This window comes from Segatella oris (genome assembly GCF_900637655.1).
In the GTDB taxonomy this organism is placed as follows: Bacteria; Bacteroidota; Bacteroidia; order Bacteroidales; family Bacteroidaceae; genus Prevotella; species Prevotella oris.
Genome location: NZ_LR134384.1, coordinates 1149359 through 1164906 on the forward strand (window position 1 = coordinate 1149359; position 15548 = coordinate 1164906).

Annotated in this window: 11 protein-coding genes; 4 read left to right on the forward strand and 7 right to left on the reverse strand. The window is 46.7% G+C overall.

The window, feature by feature from the left end:
- Positions 1–141 precede the first annotated feature (141 nt).
- From EL210_RS04685 to EL210_RS04705, 5 genes are all read right to left on the reverse strand, one after another.
- The gene (locus tag EL210_RS04685; protein ID WP_018919875.1) at positions 142–1386 is read right to left on the reverse strand and encodes an ABC transporter permease; all 1245 of its coding nucleotides are present in this window, start codon (positions 1384–1386) and stop codon (positions 142–144) included.
- Positions 1387–1657: 271 nt separating this feature from the next.
- A complete protein-coding gene (locus EL210_RS04690; RefSeq protein ID WP_025879608.1) occupies positions 1658–2917 on the reverse strand; it encodes an ABC transporter permease in 1260 nt (419 codons plus the stop codon).
- A gap of 197 nt (positions 2918–3114) precedes the next feature.
- A complete protein-coding gene (locus EL210_RS04695) occupies positions 3115–3834 on the reverse strand; it encodes an ABC transporter ATP-binding protein (protein ID WP_004371234.1) in 720 nt (239 codons plus the stop codon).
- Between the two features lie 65 nt (positions 3835–3899).
- Entirely contained in the window at positions 3900–5573 is a 1674-nt protein-coding gene (locus EL210_RS04700; protein ID WP_018919873.1) for an ABC transporter ATP-binding protein, read from the reverse strand.
- Positions 5570–6400 carry an NAD kinase gene (locus EL210_RS04705; RefSeq protein WP_004378416.1) on the reverse strand — a complete coding sequence of 277 codons (831 nt, stop codon included), beginning with the start codon at positions 6398–6400 and terminating at the stop codon, positions 5570–5572. The genes EL210_RS04700 and EL210_RS04705 overlap by 4 nt, the downstream gene beginning before the upstream one ends.
- A 67-nt stretch (positions 6401–6467) precedes the next feature.
- On the opposite strand from EL210_RS04705, the gene EL210_RS04710 reads away from it, so the two are divergent.
- The 4 genes from EL210_RS04710 (at position 6468) to EL210_RS04725 (ending at position 10986) form a co-directional block, all read left to right on the forward strand.
- Positions 6468–7037 carry a DJ-1 family glyoxalase III gene (locus tag EL210_RS04710; protein ID WP_025879609.1) on the forward strand — a complete coding sequence of 190 codons (570 nt, stop codon included), beginning with the start codon at positions 6468–6470 and terminating at the stop codon, positions 7035–7037.
- Between the two features lie 5 nt (positions 7038–7042).
- Positions 7043–7708: a 2-C-methyl-D-erythritol 4-phosphate cytidylyltransferase gene (locus tag EL210_RS04715; protein WP_018919871.1), complete on the forward strand. Its 666-nt coding sequence runs from the start codon at positions 7043–7045 to the stop codon at positions 7706–7708.
- On the forward strand, positions 7708–9810 hold the full coding sequence (gene recG / locus EL210_RS04720; RefSeq protein WP_018919870.1) for an ATP-dependent DNA helicase RecG: 2103 nt from the start codon (positions 7708–7710) through the stop codon (positions 9808–9810). The genes EL210_RS04715 and recG overlap by 1 nt, the downstream gene beginning before the upstream one ends.
- A 219-nt stretch (positions 9811–10029) precedes the next feature.
- Positions 10030–10986 carry a M23 family metallopeptidase gene (locus EL210_RS04725; RefSeq protein WP_004371244.1) on the forward strand — a complete coding sequence of 319 codons (957 nt, stop codon included), beginning with the start codon at positions 10030–10032 and terminating at the stop codon, positions 10984–10986.
- Positions 10987–11699: 713 nt separating this feature from the next.
- Here EL210_RS04725 and EL210_RS04730 read toward each other — a convergent pair.
- Together EL210_RS04730 and EL210_RS04735 are read right to left on the reverse strand one after the other, a co-directional pair.
- Complete coding sequence (locus EL210_RS04730; RefSeq protein ID WP_018919868.1) at positions 11700–15026, reverse strand: AAA domain-containing protein; 3327 nt, start codon at positions 15024–15026, stop codon at positions 11700–11702.
- Positions 15019–15525: a methylated-DNA--[protein]-cysteine S-methyltransferase gene (locus EL210_RS04735; protein WP_025879610.1), complete on the reverse strand. Its 507-nt coding sequence runs from the start codon at positions 15523–15525 to the stop codon at positions 15019–15021. Before EL210_RS04735 ends, EL210_RS04730 begins: the two co-directional genes overlap by 8 nt.
- Positions 15526–15548: the final 23 nt, after the last annotated feature.

Genomic DNA, 15548 nt, shown 5'->3' on the forward strand with positions numbered 1-15548 from the left:
CTGCACCGCCACGGGGATTTATTATTCGTTATTGTTTGTATTTAATTATCTCGTTATAAACATTTCTCTATCTTACCATTTGCATGAAATTCACTGCAAGTTCGGGCTCCCCTCCCTTGGGGAGGGGCTGAGGGTGGGTGCTTACTCGTCCCTCATTGCATCGACAGGTTTTATAGACATGGCCCTCGCTGCAGGCGCAAGACCGGCCAAGATGCCTAAAACACTCAACAAAGCCACAGCACCTATGGCCGTCCAGAAACCGATTTGGAAATGCGAGTTCACGATGCCATCAGTTGTGTTTGCAAGCTCGGCGAGTTGCAATATGATAACCGCAAAGAGGATTCCACTCATACCTGCGACCGCAGTAAGAATGATACTCTCGCTGATAATCTGGCTTAATATGTTCTTAGGTGTCGCTCCTATTGCGCGCCGGATGCCTATTTCGGTGGTGCGTTCTCGTACAGTTACCATCATGATGTTAGACACTCCGATGGCTCCCGCCAATAAGGTTCCGATGCCAACAAGCCATATCAGGAAGTTCACTCCGCTGAAAAGACTGTCTACCATGCCGAACATTACCTCGCTATTGAACACGGTTATCGCCTTTTCATCCGTAGGATCTATCTGATGAGCACGGGCAATCACGCTGCGCATCTTCTGTGAAATGCTGCTCATGGTGACTCCAGGTTGCCCTGTAACACAGATGAGATGCACGTCATTTCCATAGTTATAGGCCTGCTGCATAAGAGTAATGGGAATGATGACACTTTCTTCTGAACTGCCATTGATACTCATATTACTACTTCCATAGTCGACACCAACAACATTATAATAAATGGAATCTACACGCACCAACTGTCCGCATGGGTCGCCACCTCTGGGGAAAAGCGACTTATAAAGCTTCTTTCCTATCACGCAGACCTTACGATGTTGCTGCATATCCATGCTGTTAAGGAAACGGCCATAACGCAGTTTCGGGGTCTCGACCTTGGCATATTCAGGCAGTACTCCTTTCACATGGCATGATGTTTTCTTATCACCAAAGACAATGTTATTGCCAAATCCGCCCAGCATTGGCGACACTATATCAAGTTCGGGCACTTGTGCTTTAAGCCTTTCTACATCCTTATACTCCATCATCCACTGTCGTCCCTTACGGTAACCGGCATAGGGTTTCGTCGTGTTCTGAGCGAAAATAATGGCCGAATTGGTGGCAAAGCCTTCGAAATTCTTGGAAAGAAGTTCTTTCAGTCCATTGCCTCCGCCCATTAATCCAACGAGCATGAACACGCCCCAAAACACGCCGAAGCCTGTCAGGAACGACCGACTCTTGTTGCGAGTCAGCGTGTCTAAGATTTCTTTATAGGTGTCAATGTCTATTCTCATAAGCTAAATAATAAGCTACAACCCAGTCCCAACCCAAAGGAAAAGCCTCCCCCTGACCCCTCCGAAAGGAGAGGAGACCGCACGCATTGCAAACAACAAGCATGCAGAATGAGTATATATTTGTCGTCCATTTATGCATTTCATTCGTCTATATCTCTACATCTTCTCTCTGAACTGTTTTCTTTTCCATGACGAAATGTCCTTGAAACTCCCGTAAATTCAGTCTCCCCTCCTTTCGGAGGGGCCGGGGGAGGCTTCAGAGGAGGCTTCACTACTCTGCCCGCAACGCCTCAATCGGTCTGATTTTTGCCGCTTTCTTAGCCGGAATCAAGCCTGCAAGCGTACCTGCAATGACCATAACGAGGGTGGCTTCTATGCAGACATCAAGTCCGACTGTAGGGTTTACGAACATCATTGCCTTAAAAACGCCGGCGTCAACCTGCATATGTCCAATCGTTGCATCCATGTATTCATTGGCTGCAATGCCCAAAATCATCCCCACATAACCAAAGAACGTGGTAATGATGACACTTTCAATGATGATGAGTTTAAGTATGGCCCACGGCTTGGCTCCTATGGCCTTGCGAATTCCAAACTCGCGAGTTCGCTCCTTAACAGTAATGAGCATGATGTTAGAAACACCCACTATGCCACTCAACAAGGTAAAGATGCCGATTATCCAAAGGGCAGTTCGGATGATGCCCATACCCGTTTCCATCTGCATGGCCTGTGTAAATCGGTTCCAAATCCATATCGCATCCTCGTCGTCGGGGGCTGCTCTGTGGTTGCGGTTCAGGCTTTCCCGATAGTCTTTCTCAAAGGCTTCATTGTCCTGTTCGGTTTTCAAGCCGTGGAAAGAGAAATGAAACTCGTCGGCCTTATCACCTTTATTATATATTGTGCGCACAGTGTTGAAAGCCGAAAATGCCCGTGCATTGCGCCCCGAATCGTCTTTTTTACAGATGCCGACAATCTCAAAACTGAACGAACCCACGTTGACATACCGCCCAATAAGTCCCTGAATGTCTCCCGAAGTGAGTTCACGGGCCTGCTCATCATTAATGACAAGCACCTTTCTTGACTGCTGATTGTCAATCAGGTTAACGAACCGCCCGTAGCGCATCTCTATCTTGTTGATGTCCTTTTCATTGGGATAGACTCCCGAAAGTATCGTATTTGTGTAGTTCTCTCCCAATGAAATCGTGACGTTATTCTGCTCTGCCACCGCCCCCATGTCATCGACATTTGCAGAGAATTTCTCGGTTGTCGTTGAAAAATCCTTATCATTTAGCGTAATCTCACGTCCCTCTTTCAGTCCCTGATACTCTTTGGAAGTCTGCCCACCAAACACTTCCATGGAGTTAGCCATAAAGCGTCCGCTGTTCTGTTCGGTGGCATTGATGAGTCCATTTCCTGCTCCGAGGAGGAAAATCAGCATGAAGATGCCCCACGCAACGGCAAAGCCCGTAAGCCCGGTACGCAGTTTATTGCGCTTAGCTGTAGCCCATATTTCAGCAAAAATGTCTCTCATTACTTCACTCTTTGGTTTACATTGTTTCTTCTGTTCTGTCAAGACTGTTTGCAAGGTGCGTCAACTGCGTTTGCAACTTGACTCAAATCATCGTGCAACTTGACTCAAATCAGCACATAACTTGACGCAGTTTGCACGATGATTTGACGCAAGTCAGAAGCTGTTTCGTATCATATTGATGTTCAATGCGTTAGCAACTACTTCATCACTCCGTCTATGCCGAATGGCGAAGCATGGTGATCGAAGTTGTTTTCTATCTTACCTATGATGCCATCTTTAATGTGAACAATCTTGTTGGTCTCGTTAGCCACGCCGCTTTCATGCGTCACCACGACAATCGTTTTGTGCTCTTCGGCATTGAGTTGCTTCAAGAGTTGCATCACTTCGACCGAGGTCTTGCTGTCCAAGGCGCCCGTAGGTTCGTCGGCAAGGATAATGCGTGGCTGCGTGATTAAGGCGCGGGCAATGGCTACACGCTGCTTCTGTCCGCCCGACATCTCGTTGGGATAGTGGTCGGCCCAAGGCAGAAGGCCCAGCTTGTCAAGATAGTCGAGGGCCAATTGATGCCTTTTCCGACGGCTGACTCCCTGATAGAAGAGTGGCAGCTCGACGTTTTCGACGGCCGTCTTGAAGCCAATCAGATTGAAACTTTGAAAGATAAAGCCAATCATCTTGTTGCGGTATTCGGCGGCACGCGACTCAGAAAGGTCTTTGATGAGCGTGTCGCCAAGCACGTATTCGCCACTGTCGTAGTTGTCAAGTATACCGAGAATATTCAGAAGAGTGGACTTTCCGGAGCCTGAAGCGCCCATGATGGAAACGAATTCTCCCTCTTCTATGTCGAGGTTTATGCCTTTGAGAACGTGCAAAGGCTGTGCCCCTTGGTAGGTTTTGTTTATGTCTTTGAGATGAATCATATATTGCTTAGACGCAGATAACCGTCATATAGTTGCATCATGTAATGGTTTTTCTTTCCTGTTGGCTATATTTTTTCAAGCTTTAATGTTTGATAGCAATAGTCAATCACAGCCGGACGGTGGGTGATGAAGATAATTGTTTTGTCGTGAGCAGAAAGGATGTTGTTCAGCAGTTGGCGTTCGGTGTCGGGGTCGAGCGCGCTCGTTGCCTCGTCGAACAGCATCACTGAACGGTCACGCAGCAGGCTTCGGGCTATTGCTATGCGTTGAGCCTGCCCCTCACTGAGGCCTCCTCCCTGTTCAGAACAGAGCGTATTGAGACCGTCGGGCAGGTCGTTGACGAAGTCGGCACAGCTGACATGCAGGGCATGGAGCATTTCTTCATCGGTGGCATCAAGCTTTCCAAGGCGCAGGTTCTCGCGTATGGTGCCGCTCATGAGCGTATTTCCCTGGGGAACATAAACGAAATTGCAGCGGTGAAGGGGTGACAATGCCTGGTGGGTGCTGCCATGATAAATCTCAATCTTGCCGTCTTGAGGCTGCACCAAGGCCAAAATCATGCGCACAAGTGTCGTTTTCCCGGCTCCTGTTTCACCGAGAATGGCTGTGCAACTGCCCGGTTTGAAGTCGAACGAAAGCCCGTCTATGACCTTGTCTCCGCCACCATCTTCATAGGCGTAACCTACGTTTTGAAGTCGTATTCCGCAGGGGGCCTTTATATAAATAGGTGTACCTTGTTCTTCAAGTGGGTCTTCTTCAAGTTCCATCAAGCGTTCGGCTGCCGTGAAAACACTTACGAAAGCGGGCACGAGTTTTGTCAGGTTGCGCGCAGGTCCTTGTATTCTGTTGACCAATTGCAGGAAAGCTGTCATGCCACCGAAGCTCAATGTATGGGCCGACATGCGTATGGCAGCCCATAAGAAAGCCACCAAATAGCCGAAAGCAAAGCCGAAATTGACCACCATATTGCTGAAAACGCTGAACTTTGTGCGGCGGACAACGCGATGACGAAGCTCGCTCTGCGTGTTGCCTAACCGTTCAACCATGGCGCTGTCGCTCTCTAATGTCTTGATAAGCATGCGATGTTGTATCGTTTCCTGCAGCACACTCTGCACCTTACTGTCGCTATCGCGCACCTGACGGGTGAGATGTCGCATCTGTCCTACATAGATTTTACTCACTGCCAAGAACATAGGGAAGATGCCAATCACTATGACAGCCAGCACCTTGTCCATTGAAAAGAGATAGAGAAAGGCGCCTATGAACATGGCTAATACGGAGAGTGTGCTTGGAATTGTCTCGGTTAAGAAGTTCACAACGTTGTTGACATCAAACTCAAGTCGGTTGAGAATGTCGGCAGAATGATGATGATTGCGCCCTTTCCACTCTGCTCTCAGCAGCCGATCGAGCATGCGTTGCTGCATGCGGTTCTGTGCCTTGATGCCTAAGATGTTGCGAACCCATGTGCCTGCAATATTCAATGCAAAGTCGAGTAGTATCAGAACGGCCATTACTCCGACTGCCCAATAGAGGTTACCTTCCACTGTTCCCGAGGCCACATCAATGGCCCGCTTCATCGCCCATACGTGACCGAGGCTCACACCTACCGACAGAAGACCGATAGAAGCATTGAGAACAGCCTGCAACTGATTGCCTCTCCACGCATTCCAAAGCCATTTAAGCAATGTCCGTGCATCGTATTTGAACTTCGGAATCTTTAATAATGTCTTGCAGTTCATCGTTGTCGTGTGTCAGCACCCCACATAAGTTTTTCGTGCAAAGTGGAGAAATAACGCTGAGATTTCAATTTGATAAGTTTGATAGTATAAGGTGCCTTGCGGATGGTGAGACGTGTTTCTTCAGCCATTTTCATACTTCGTCCGTCAACAGCTACAAGAAAATTATGAGACCGTGAGCACACTTCGAGTTCTATAACACTGGTATCATTGATGACAATCGGACGGATATTCAAGCTGTGGGGAGCCACAGGAGTGATGCAAAGACTGCCACTTTGGGGCACAATGATAGGGCCTCCGTTAGACAAACTGTAGGCTGTGCTGCCCGTCGGCGTAGCAATGATGAGTCCGTCTGCCTGATAGTTCACCAAGAAGTCACCGTTCACATAGGCTCTGATGCTTATCATTGAGGCACTGTCTCGCTTCAACACGGCAATATCATTCAGTGCAAAAGGATTGCATTCAACGGTTTCGCCGTTGGTTTCAAGCTTGATAACCGTGTGGTCCTCTATGATATGATCGCCCCGAAGCACATGGTCGAGGGTTGTTTCTATTTCACTTGGCAACACATCGGCAAGGAAACCGAGGCGTCCCATGTTGACACCTAAGATGGGAATTTCACGGTCACCAACCTTGTTGGCAGCTTCAAGAAACGTGCCGTCTCCACCCATGGAAATCACATAGTCGACCCCTTCGATATTCTCAGGTTCGACCAAAGGCGTTGCATGATGACTTTCGAGATAGGCTACTGCACGTTCTATGAAGGGTAAAATTGCTTGCCGTTTGTACGCATTCCCATAGATTGCAAATACCAGTTTATGTTCAGACATGTTTTGTTTTTGTAGTTTCAATATTTCTTATTATATTTGCAAATATAACGAAAAATATTGAATGACTATGGCAAATGTGTATGAATTTTTAGCAAACGGCTTTGAGGAAATCGAAGGTTTGGCTCCTGTTGACATCCTTCGCAGGGGTGGAGTCGACATCAAAACCGTCAGTATAACGGGGAGTGAGTTTGTAGAAACCTCGCATGGTGTAACGGTCAAGGCTGATTTGAAGTTTGAAGATGTAGCTGATTTCAATGATGCAGACATCCTCTTACTGCCGGGTGGCATGCCTGGGTCTACCAATCTGAATGCTCACGAGGGCGTGAAAGCGGCGTTAAAAAAGCAATTTGAAGCTGGAAAACGTGTCGGAGCAATCTGTGCTGCGCCTATGGTTTTGGCTTCATGTGGTATTCTTGACGACAAGAAAGCTACCTGCAGCCCAGGCTTTGAGCAATATTTCAACGCATCAACGACCTATACCGGCGAACTCATTCAAGAGGATGGAAACGTCATTACGGGTGAAGGGCCGGCGGCTACTCTGCCTTATGCTTATAAGATTTTGAGTTATTTCATTGGCGAAGATGCCGTAAAAGACCTTGAAACAAAGATGCAGTTCACTCATCTGATGACTCGATAAACTGCATGGACTATATCATTATCGTAGCCGGAGGCAAGGGAATGCGCATGGGAACTGATATTCCCAAGCAGTTCATTCCTGTGGGGGGGATACCCGTTCTCATGCGTACCATTGAGCGTTTTCATGAATATGAAACTGCATTGAATATTATCCTTGTGCTCCCTAAGCATCAGCAGGACTACTGGAAAGCCCTTTGTAAGGAATACAACTTTAATATTCCACATGCCATTGTAAATGGAGGAGAAACACGTTTCGACTCATCAAAGAATGGTCTTGCAGCCATTCCCGACGATGCCGAGGGCGTAGTTGGCATTCATGATGGCGTGCGCCCATTTGTTTCTGTGAGCGTGATTAAAGAATGTTTTGAAACAGCTCGCGAAGAATATGCCGCCATTCCCGTGCTTCCTGTGACCGATACTATCCGCTATATTGATGCTCATGGTGGAGGCCGCAATGTGCAACGTTCTGATTATCGCATAGTACAAACGCCGCAGGTCTTTGATATTTCGCTCTTGAAACGCGCTTTCAACCAGCCTTATCAAGATAGTTTTACCGACGACGCCTCTGTAGTAGAGAGTCTTGGTTGCCAGGTTTCAATGGTTGAAGGCAATCGAGAAAACATCAAACTCACCACTCCCTTTGATCTCAAAATCGCTGAAACACTTCTTTAATGACCAGCATTCTCGATCAGGATATCATGTATCTGCCAGGCGTTGGGCCTAAGCGTAAAGAGATATTGAGCAAGGAACTCAATGTCCAGACATGGCGTGATCTGCTGGAATACTACCCTTATAAATACGTCGATCGCAGCAAGGTATATGCTATCGACGAGCTTAACGGCACCATGCCCTTTGTTCAAATCAAGGGAAAGATACTCAGTTTCGAGGAGTTCTCAAATGGAGCGAGGAAGAAACGCATTGTTGCTCACTTCACTGATGGGCACGGAGTGGTCGACTTAGTGTGGTTTCGTGGGGCGCAATATATCTATAAAACCTACACGCTTAATACCGAATACATTGTCTTCGGCAAGCCAACGATCTATGGAGGACGCTATCAATTCGCTCATCCTGAAATCGAAAAAGCCGCCGATTTGCAGCTCAATGAGATGGGCATGCAGCCCTATTACTCCACAACTGAGAAGATGAAAAACAACGGAATGACGAGCCGTGCCATTGAAAAACTAACGAAAACGCTTATCAGTCGACTTCCCGGAGGTTCTATTTCGGAAACACTTCCACCCTTTATCCTGCGCCCTCACCATTTTATATCACGCGAGGCAGCTTTCCACGGCATACATTATCCGAAATCACTCGACGAACTCCAGCGTGCACAAGTGCGTCTGAAGTTCGAAGAACTGTTTTATGTGCAGCTCAACATCCTGCGCTATGCCAGCGATCATCGACGCAAATACCGCGGTTATGTGTTCCAACACGTGGGGCAAAACTTTAATGGTTTCTATCATAACAATCTCACTTTTGAACTCACTGGGGCACAGAAACGCGTCATGCATGAGATACGTAACGACATGGCAAGCGGCAAACAGATGAACCGTTTGCTGCAGGGTGATGTGGGATCAGGCAAGACTCTCGTGGCCTTAATGACCATGTTGATAGCCATTGACAATGGTTTTCAAGCCTGCATCATGGCACCAACCGAGATATTGGCCGAGCAACACTACGCTACAATCAAAGAGTTTCTGAAAGGAATAGACGTTCGTGTGGAGCTGCTCACAGGCATTGTAAAAGGCAAACGACGCAAACAAGTACTCGAAGCTTTAGCTGTCGGCGATGTAAAAATACTCGTTGGAACACATGCTGTGATTGAAGATACCGTGCAGTTTGCCCGACTCGGTCTGGCCGTTGTCGACGAACAGCATCGCTTCGGAGTGGCCCAGCGCGCCCGATTATGGGCAAAAAGCGAAACCCCACCACATATATTGGTCATGACGGCAACGCCAATTCCGCGCACATTGGCTATGACTATCTACGGCGATCTCGACGTAAGTGTCATTGATGAACTGCCTCCTGGCCGAAAACCCATACAGACCATACACAAGTTCGACAACCAGATGACGAGCCTTTACAACGGCATTCGCCAGCAAATCCGGCAGGGACGGCAAGTCTATATCGTGTTTCCACTGATAAAAGAAAATGAGAAAAACGACCTCAAAGACCTTGAAAAGGGTTACGAGTCGCTGCTTGAAATCTTCCCGGAGTTCCGCATCAGCAAGGTACATGGCAAGATGAAACCGGCTGAGAAGGAAGAGGAAATGCGACGTTTCGTCAGCGGTGAAACTCAAATTCTTGTTGCCACAACCGTCATAGAGGTAGGTGTTAACGTGCCAAATGCCTCTGTTATGGTCATACTTGATGCCCAACGCTTCGGCCTTTCACAGCTTCATCAGCTGCGAGGACGTGTAGGTCGCGGTGCAAAACAATCATATTGCATCCTCGTTACGGGTTATAAACTCAGCGAAGAAACCCGCAAACGCATTGATATCATGTGCGATACCAACGATGGTTTCCGCATTGCAGAAGCCGATCTCAAGCTACGTGGCCCCGGAGATCTTGAAGGAACACAGCAAAGTGGCATCGCTTTCGACCTTAAGATAGCTGACATTGCACGCGATGGACAGTTAGTTCAGCTTGCACGTGACGAGGCCAAGAAGATTATCGACAATGATCCTACATGCGAAAAGACTGAATATCAGCTGCTCTGGACACGCTTGAAAGAGTTAAGAAAAACTAATATCAATTGGGCTGCAATATCTTGAAATCCCCTATAAACAGATAGATTACATCATGTTCTGTCATTAAAACAATACCATTAAAATGTAACAAAATACGTTAACAGACATACATTGTGATGCTTTTTTTCATATCTTTGTAACGCTTTTGACTACAAATGGTGGACTTTTATCCATTCATTGTTTGATGATTTTGGATTGTTTCATTAATCAATCTGAATTTTATTCGAACCTAAGAACCAAATTATGAGTTTAAGAAAAAGAATTAGAAGATTTACAATAGCATTATTGTTTGCATTGACAGTTTTACCTACTTCTGTGCAAGCTCAAGACCTCTTAGCACGTCAAGCACCTGTTGATCGCAAGATGAAAGCCGTAGATACACTCGTACTTCGCAGCATTATCGAACGCGAACAGGAACAATCTCCGGCAGCAAGTCTCTATAATGACTGGGACAATCGCTATGCACATCGTCGCACAGAGATGCCCGACACCTTCAAGATTGACCTCCGTCACTTCTGCATGCCTACCAACAGCCGCGTCGTTACGAGTAATTTCGGCAGTCGATGGGGGCGTCAACACAAGGGATTAGATATCAAAGTTTATATCGGCGACACTATCCGTGCGGCTTTTAGTGGTAAGGTTCGCATCGTAAGATATGAGGCTGGAGGCTACGGAAAATATATTGTTATCCGCCATCCAAACGGACTTGAAACCATCTATGGACACCTTTCAGAACAGCTTGTCACTGAAAATCAAGTCGTACGTGCAGGCGAAATCATCGGTTTAGGCGGTAATACGGGCCGGAGTACTGGTTCACATCTCCACTTCGAAACCCGTCTCTGCGGTGTTGCACTCAATCCCGCACTGATGTTTGACTTCCGTAATCAGGATGTCACGGGCGACTACTTTATCTATAATGTCAATACTTACGATGAACTTTCTGCTGAAGCAACACGTCTGAGAGGCAAGATTGGAAACGGCGGTTACACGCGTGATCTTGTTCAGAATGGCGAACTTGGCAGCTACAAGAATAAGCAATCGGCTGACAACGGAGACCTTCTCTATCATAAAGTCAAGGCTGGCGAAACCCTTGCTTCCATTGCCAAGATGCGTGGTGTGACGGTTGAGAAGATCTGTAGTCTCAACCATTTGAGCGCTACTTCACGCGTTCGTCCGGGCATGATCCTACGATATTCCTAAAGAAAGCATCCACTCGGCGGGGCTTATAGCAATTTCTCGTCGAGTGTGGTCGCAATGATGAAAGTTTCATATAGCATCTTCACGTTCTCCTCATGTTGCCCATGGAAAGAGAACTGCTAAGATTTTCCTTGGTTATTTCAGCCAAATCATGACAACAACAGAACTTGCTTTGTCATTCTTTTGATAGATACTGAAAAGAAAGACAAAGCATGTGGTATCTTTAATTGTGTTAATATTACGCCCTCGTTTTTAACACTTCAATTCTCCACCAAATAGAAACGAGAACTCGTCTTCAGTGTGAGTATGAAGCCATTCTGTGGCTTTGATATTCTCATTTCCAACACTTTGTTTTGTAAAAAGCCGCATATTGCACTGCAATCTCAGTCATTTTACCACGTAATCTGACTGAGAATGCGGTGCGTTTTGCATCAGTTGATGCAGTGATTCCATACAGATGACGTCGTTTTTCTACGTGATTTAGTTTTATAATTAGACTTTAATTTTGTAACCATTTGATTTTTAATAGGTTACAAACTGTTCGAAAACAGCGCGTATTTGGAGCGAGGGAGTGTTTCATTTCAAGTACGCGAGCTATGCAAAAGCATTTGTAAGAGTTTTTTTAGAAGCAATGAATTTTACTTCAATATTTGTAATTATGCGGAAGAATTAGTGATTGTGTGCATCTCTTTCAAATAGACTTTAAGCAGTGGTATTTATGAAAAGATAGTACTGTTGGCTATGAGTTCCTTGAAGACGGCATCTTGTTCAAGGATTGATCTGCAACCCGTCATGATCATTTGCTTCCTTGCCCGCGTGATGGCTACATTGAGTTTGCGGTCGATAATGTGGCCATCTTCCTCGAAACAATTGGCAGTAAGGAAGTCGAGTTGATAGCGATGCTGGATTGTAAACGAATAGATGATGACGTCACGCTGGCTTCCTTGATAGCGTTCCACGGTGTCGATGCTGATCTTTTCGAGGCCGGTGATGCCGAGTTTTTCTATCTCTTTTCTAATCATGGCAATCTGATTGCGATAGGGAACGATGACACCCACGGTTTGATTGGCATCAAAACTCGGACCATAGAAACGGTGGATGCGCCCTAAGATACGTGCAACAATCTGGGCTTCATCGGCATTTACCTTATCAGAAAGCTGCGAATGACGGCATAACTTCGATGGAATGAACATCATTCGATATGCTTTCAGTGCATCATCGAGAGTGTCAATAGACGGTAGGTGATAGTCGAGTTGCTCCTCCAATTGGTGGGGAAGAGGCACAGGTTTCAGGCATTCTTTGAAGTAGAACATACGGTTTGGAAAGGCGGCAACAGCTGGATGCATGCGTCCTTGTGCCCGTAAAACGCCCATGAAGTGGGTTCTTTGGGCTGCTTCTTCCACATGAATGAGACGCTCGAAAAGCGAGTTTCGGCAGTTAGTCAGGCCGATTCCATGGAGCAAAGTATTGTGTACAGCCGAGATATTTGCCTCTTGTTGTACCACCGCAGGCAACTGCTTATAGTCTCCAATGAGGATAAACTTCGGCAAATGTGACAGTAATCCCACGAGATTTGGCTCGAGAATCTGACTTGCTTCATCGATGATGGTCATGGAGAACGACTTGAGTCGGAAGATATAAGACTTGCTTTGAAGCGTACTTGTGGTGCCGACTATGACACGAGATGCCATGAGCTGCTCGCGAATAACATTCAATCGAGGATTGTTCTCAATATATTCGCTAAGCAGATGTGACTTATATCGCTTGTCACAACAGTATTCACTGCCGATGCGGATATAATCGATTGCGTTCTCAGAAAGCATGCCACATATCTCATCTACAGCGCGGTTGGTGTAGCTCATCAGCAAGATTGACTCGTCTTTAGCCAAGGCTTCACGCACCATGAACTGCAAAGCCATACTCGTTTTGCCTGTTCCTGGAGGGCCGACCAACAGGAAATAGTCTTTTGCTTGAAAGGCCTTGAGAAGCAGGGGGTCGTAGGTGGGGTGGTAATTTCGTGTGAGTTGCAAAGTGGTATCCTGCTCCGGAACACGTTGTGCCAGCAAGAGTTGGCGGCATTTAGGGGCAGACGTGATGAACTGATGCAGCGAACGGATAGCCGAAGTGCCCCCAATGTCGCTGCCACTATGTTCTATCGCCCACACATTTCCCTCCTTGGGAATGGGGTTTACGGTCTTTACGGTTACACTGTCTGTGTGGATTTCGATGAGATTTCCTTTGAAGAGAAGTGAGTTTCTGACGTCAGGACCCTCTAAAGGCGAATAGGAATAGAGGTAAACTAAATCACCCAAGCGGAAGTTGGGCAGGAAATCTTCGCCCTGATTGGGCACGTTCAGTGTGATGATGTCAAAGCCGTTGATGTCCTTGCTCTTGGCTTTTGCTGCAATTGTGAGGTCTGTATAGATGTTGCCGGCTTCCTTTTTATTAGCCAAGGGCATGTTCCAAAGGTCGGCAGTACCGTTTCCTACACCCTCCTGTTCGCCCACTTTGGCAGCCAATTGCTCGCGATAAACGAAGGTCATCATGCGCTCATAGTAGGCCTTTTCGAGGGGTGAAAGGTTATGAAGTGGATTGATGACGGCATCAAGACGTGGTTGGATATACTTGAAATAGAATGGCGTTGCAAGTTTTTTTTCATTGATAATGTCGGCCGAAAGCATGTCGGTTGTGCCCTCAAAGCCGTTGAGTGCGAAGCTGTATTCATAGGCTACGATGCGGTTGCGCAGGCCGATGGCTTCACGGAAGAGCTTCTGATAGAAGTTCACTACAACTAATCCGCCTGGCAACGGATATTTGGAGTAGAGCAAACGCATGTCGATTTTGTTGCTCGGAACATGGAAATTCTGTCGTAAGACCCCGTAATAAAGCAACAGTTGTACATAGTGTTCTTCCTTCTGAAAGCTGCCATATTCGTTGGGCTGATGCGTCTGAATGTTGTAGTTGTTGCCCGACTTTTGCTCAACAAGCAACTTGAAATCGGTGGTCATCAGGTCGGCACGGCCCTGCAATCCCAATTGCTCGCAGACGAAAGAAGGCTCAAGGATTGCCTTTTCCCGATTGAAAGTGACGTCGGTTTGCGGCTGCATCAGATCACCATGAAAGTCGCCAAAGAGTTCAGCAACAATCTGTTGGATGTTCTGGGTCTGTCGAAGTGCGGCCGTTCTGAAGTCTTCCTTACGGTTAAGGTCATCGCAAGTGCAGTATTCCAAGGCTTTCTCCTTGAAGTTCTTTTTAAAGGTTTCCTGCCAGATATAATGCCCGTTACCATTGATAATGTCGTCCAAAGCAGTGCCGGCAAAGTTTCCAAGCAGGATAGCTTGGCTGTTGGCTGTCGGCGACATGGCATTGATGAGGTAGGAAAGTGGGTGGTGTCCGTAGTCAGTAAAGCATCGGGCAATGCTGCTGATATCAATGAGATAGTCGGGCTCATATACGATTATAGAGGCTTCTTTGGCTGTATCTACATCGATAAGATTTACCTGTGAGCCTGTCTGGAGTAGGTTCTTGAGATATTCCTGATGAGGTTTGAGGTGGATAGTCAGCTGTTTTTCGGTGGTATCTTGGTCGATATTGACGGTAAAAGTGTCTTCGGTAACCTTGCTGACAAGACCTCGGATATAGCGGTAGTCGATATGTCTGTATTCCTTTTGCGGCATGTCTTCCACAGGAATTCGCCCCACAAGAAAGGATGGAATATCAGTATCAAAGACGACAGAAACAAACATGGCAAGGGCTCGACAGGCATACATCAGTTCTTCATGAGGCATGTTTTCGGCCCTGTTGCTGGCCCTTCTCATGTTCTGAATGGCTATAGTGTCACCGACAGCTATGTGATGTTTCTTGCAAAGGAAGTCCACTTGGGCAAACAAGTTACCGAAAGCAAGATTGCTTCCTGCTAATCCCTCGCTGCATGTGAGCACCAAAGTTTCGTGCAATAATTTGTTGACCGGAGTGTCAACTTCGGCCTCTATGATACTTAAAATGCGGTGGAAGAGTTCGTCAGCAGAAATGAAATTAGGCATTGTCAACAGTCTTTTTTTCCCACTCCAAGAGTTGTTTCTTCAGCTCACGTCCCCAATGATATTCTCCCGTAGTGCCGTCTTTGTGGATAATTCTGTGGCAAGGTACGAGCATGGCAATGCGATTTTCGGCCACAGCTGAAGCCACAGCACGCACTGCTTTGGGTTGATCGATGCGCTCTGCCAACTCTTGATAGGAGAGCGTTTCGCCCTTCTTGACCTTTAAAAGCTCGCTCCAAACTTTCTTTTGAAAGTCAGTTCCTTGGAGATCAAGCTTCAAGGGGTGGTCGTATTCATCAAAGATTACGCGCTTTACTGTGTCGGCCATCAGGTCATTCTGTGTCGTTGGCGTATATACTCCCCAATGACTTGCTAACTCATGAATTACTTCCATGCGGTTCCAACCTAAGAACTGGAGGTCGCAGATGCCGTCAATCGTGCGTGCAACGATAATTGTTCCGAACGGAGTTTCAGCGAACCCATATACGATTTCGTTTGCCATTGTAGTGTCTGATATTTCTTTTT

Bases quoted from the DNA above. Each gene is read 5' to 3' on its own strand.
- EL210_RS04685 (WP_018919875.1), bottom strand. From the start codon at position 1,386: ATGAGAATAGACATTGACACCTATAAAGAAATCTTAGACACGCTGACT.
- EL210_RS04690 (WP_025879608.1), bottom strand. From the start codon at position 2,917: ATGAGAGACATTTTTGCTGAAATATGGGCTACAGCTAAGCGCAATAAA.
- EL210_RS04695 (WP_004371234.1), bottom strand. From the start codon at position 3,834: ATGATTCATCTCAAAGACATAAACAAAACCTACCAAGGGGCACAGCCT.
- EL210_RS04700 (WP_018919873.1), bottom strand. From the start codon at position 5,573: ATGAACTGCAAGACATTATTAAAGATTCCGAAGTTCAAATACGATGCA.
- EL210_RS04705 (WP_004378416.1), bottom strand. From the start codon at position 6,400: ATGTCTGAACATAAACTGGTATTTGCAATCTATGGGAATGCGTACAAA.
- EL210_RS04710 (WP_025879609.1), top strand. From the start codon at position 6,468: ATGGCAAATGTGTATGAATTTTTAGCAAACGGCTTTGAGGAAATCGAA.
- EL210_RS04715 (WP_018919871.1), top strand. From the start codon at position 7,043: ATGGACTATATCATTATCGTAGCCGGAGGCAAGGGAATGCGCATGGGA.
- recG (WP_018919870.1), top strand. From the start codon at position 7,708: ATGACCAGCATTCTCGATCAGGATATCATGTATCTGCCAGGCGTTGGG.
- EL210_RS04725 (WP_004371244.1), top strand. From the start codon at position 10,030: ATGAGTTTAAGAAAAAGAATTAGAAGATTTACAATAGCATTATTGTTT.
- EL210_RS04730 (WP_018919868.1), bottom strand. From the start codon at position 15,026: ATGCCTAATTTCATTTCTGCTGACGAACTCTTCCACCGCATTTTAAGT.
- EL210_RS04735 (WP_025879610.1), bottom strand. From the start codon at position 15,525: ATGGCAAACGAAATCGTATATGGGTTCGCTGAAACTCCGTTCGGAACA.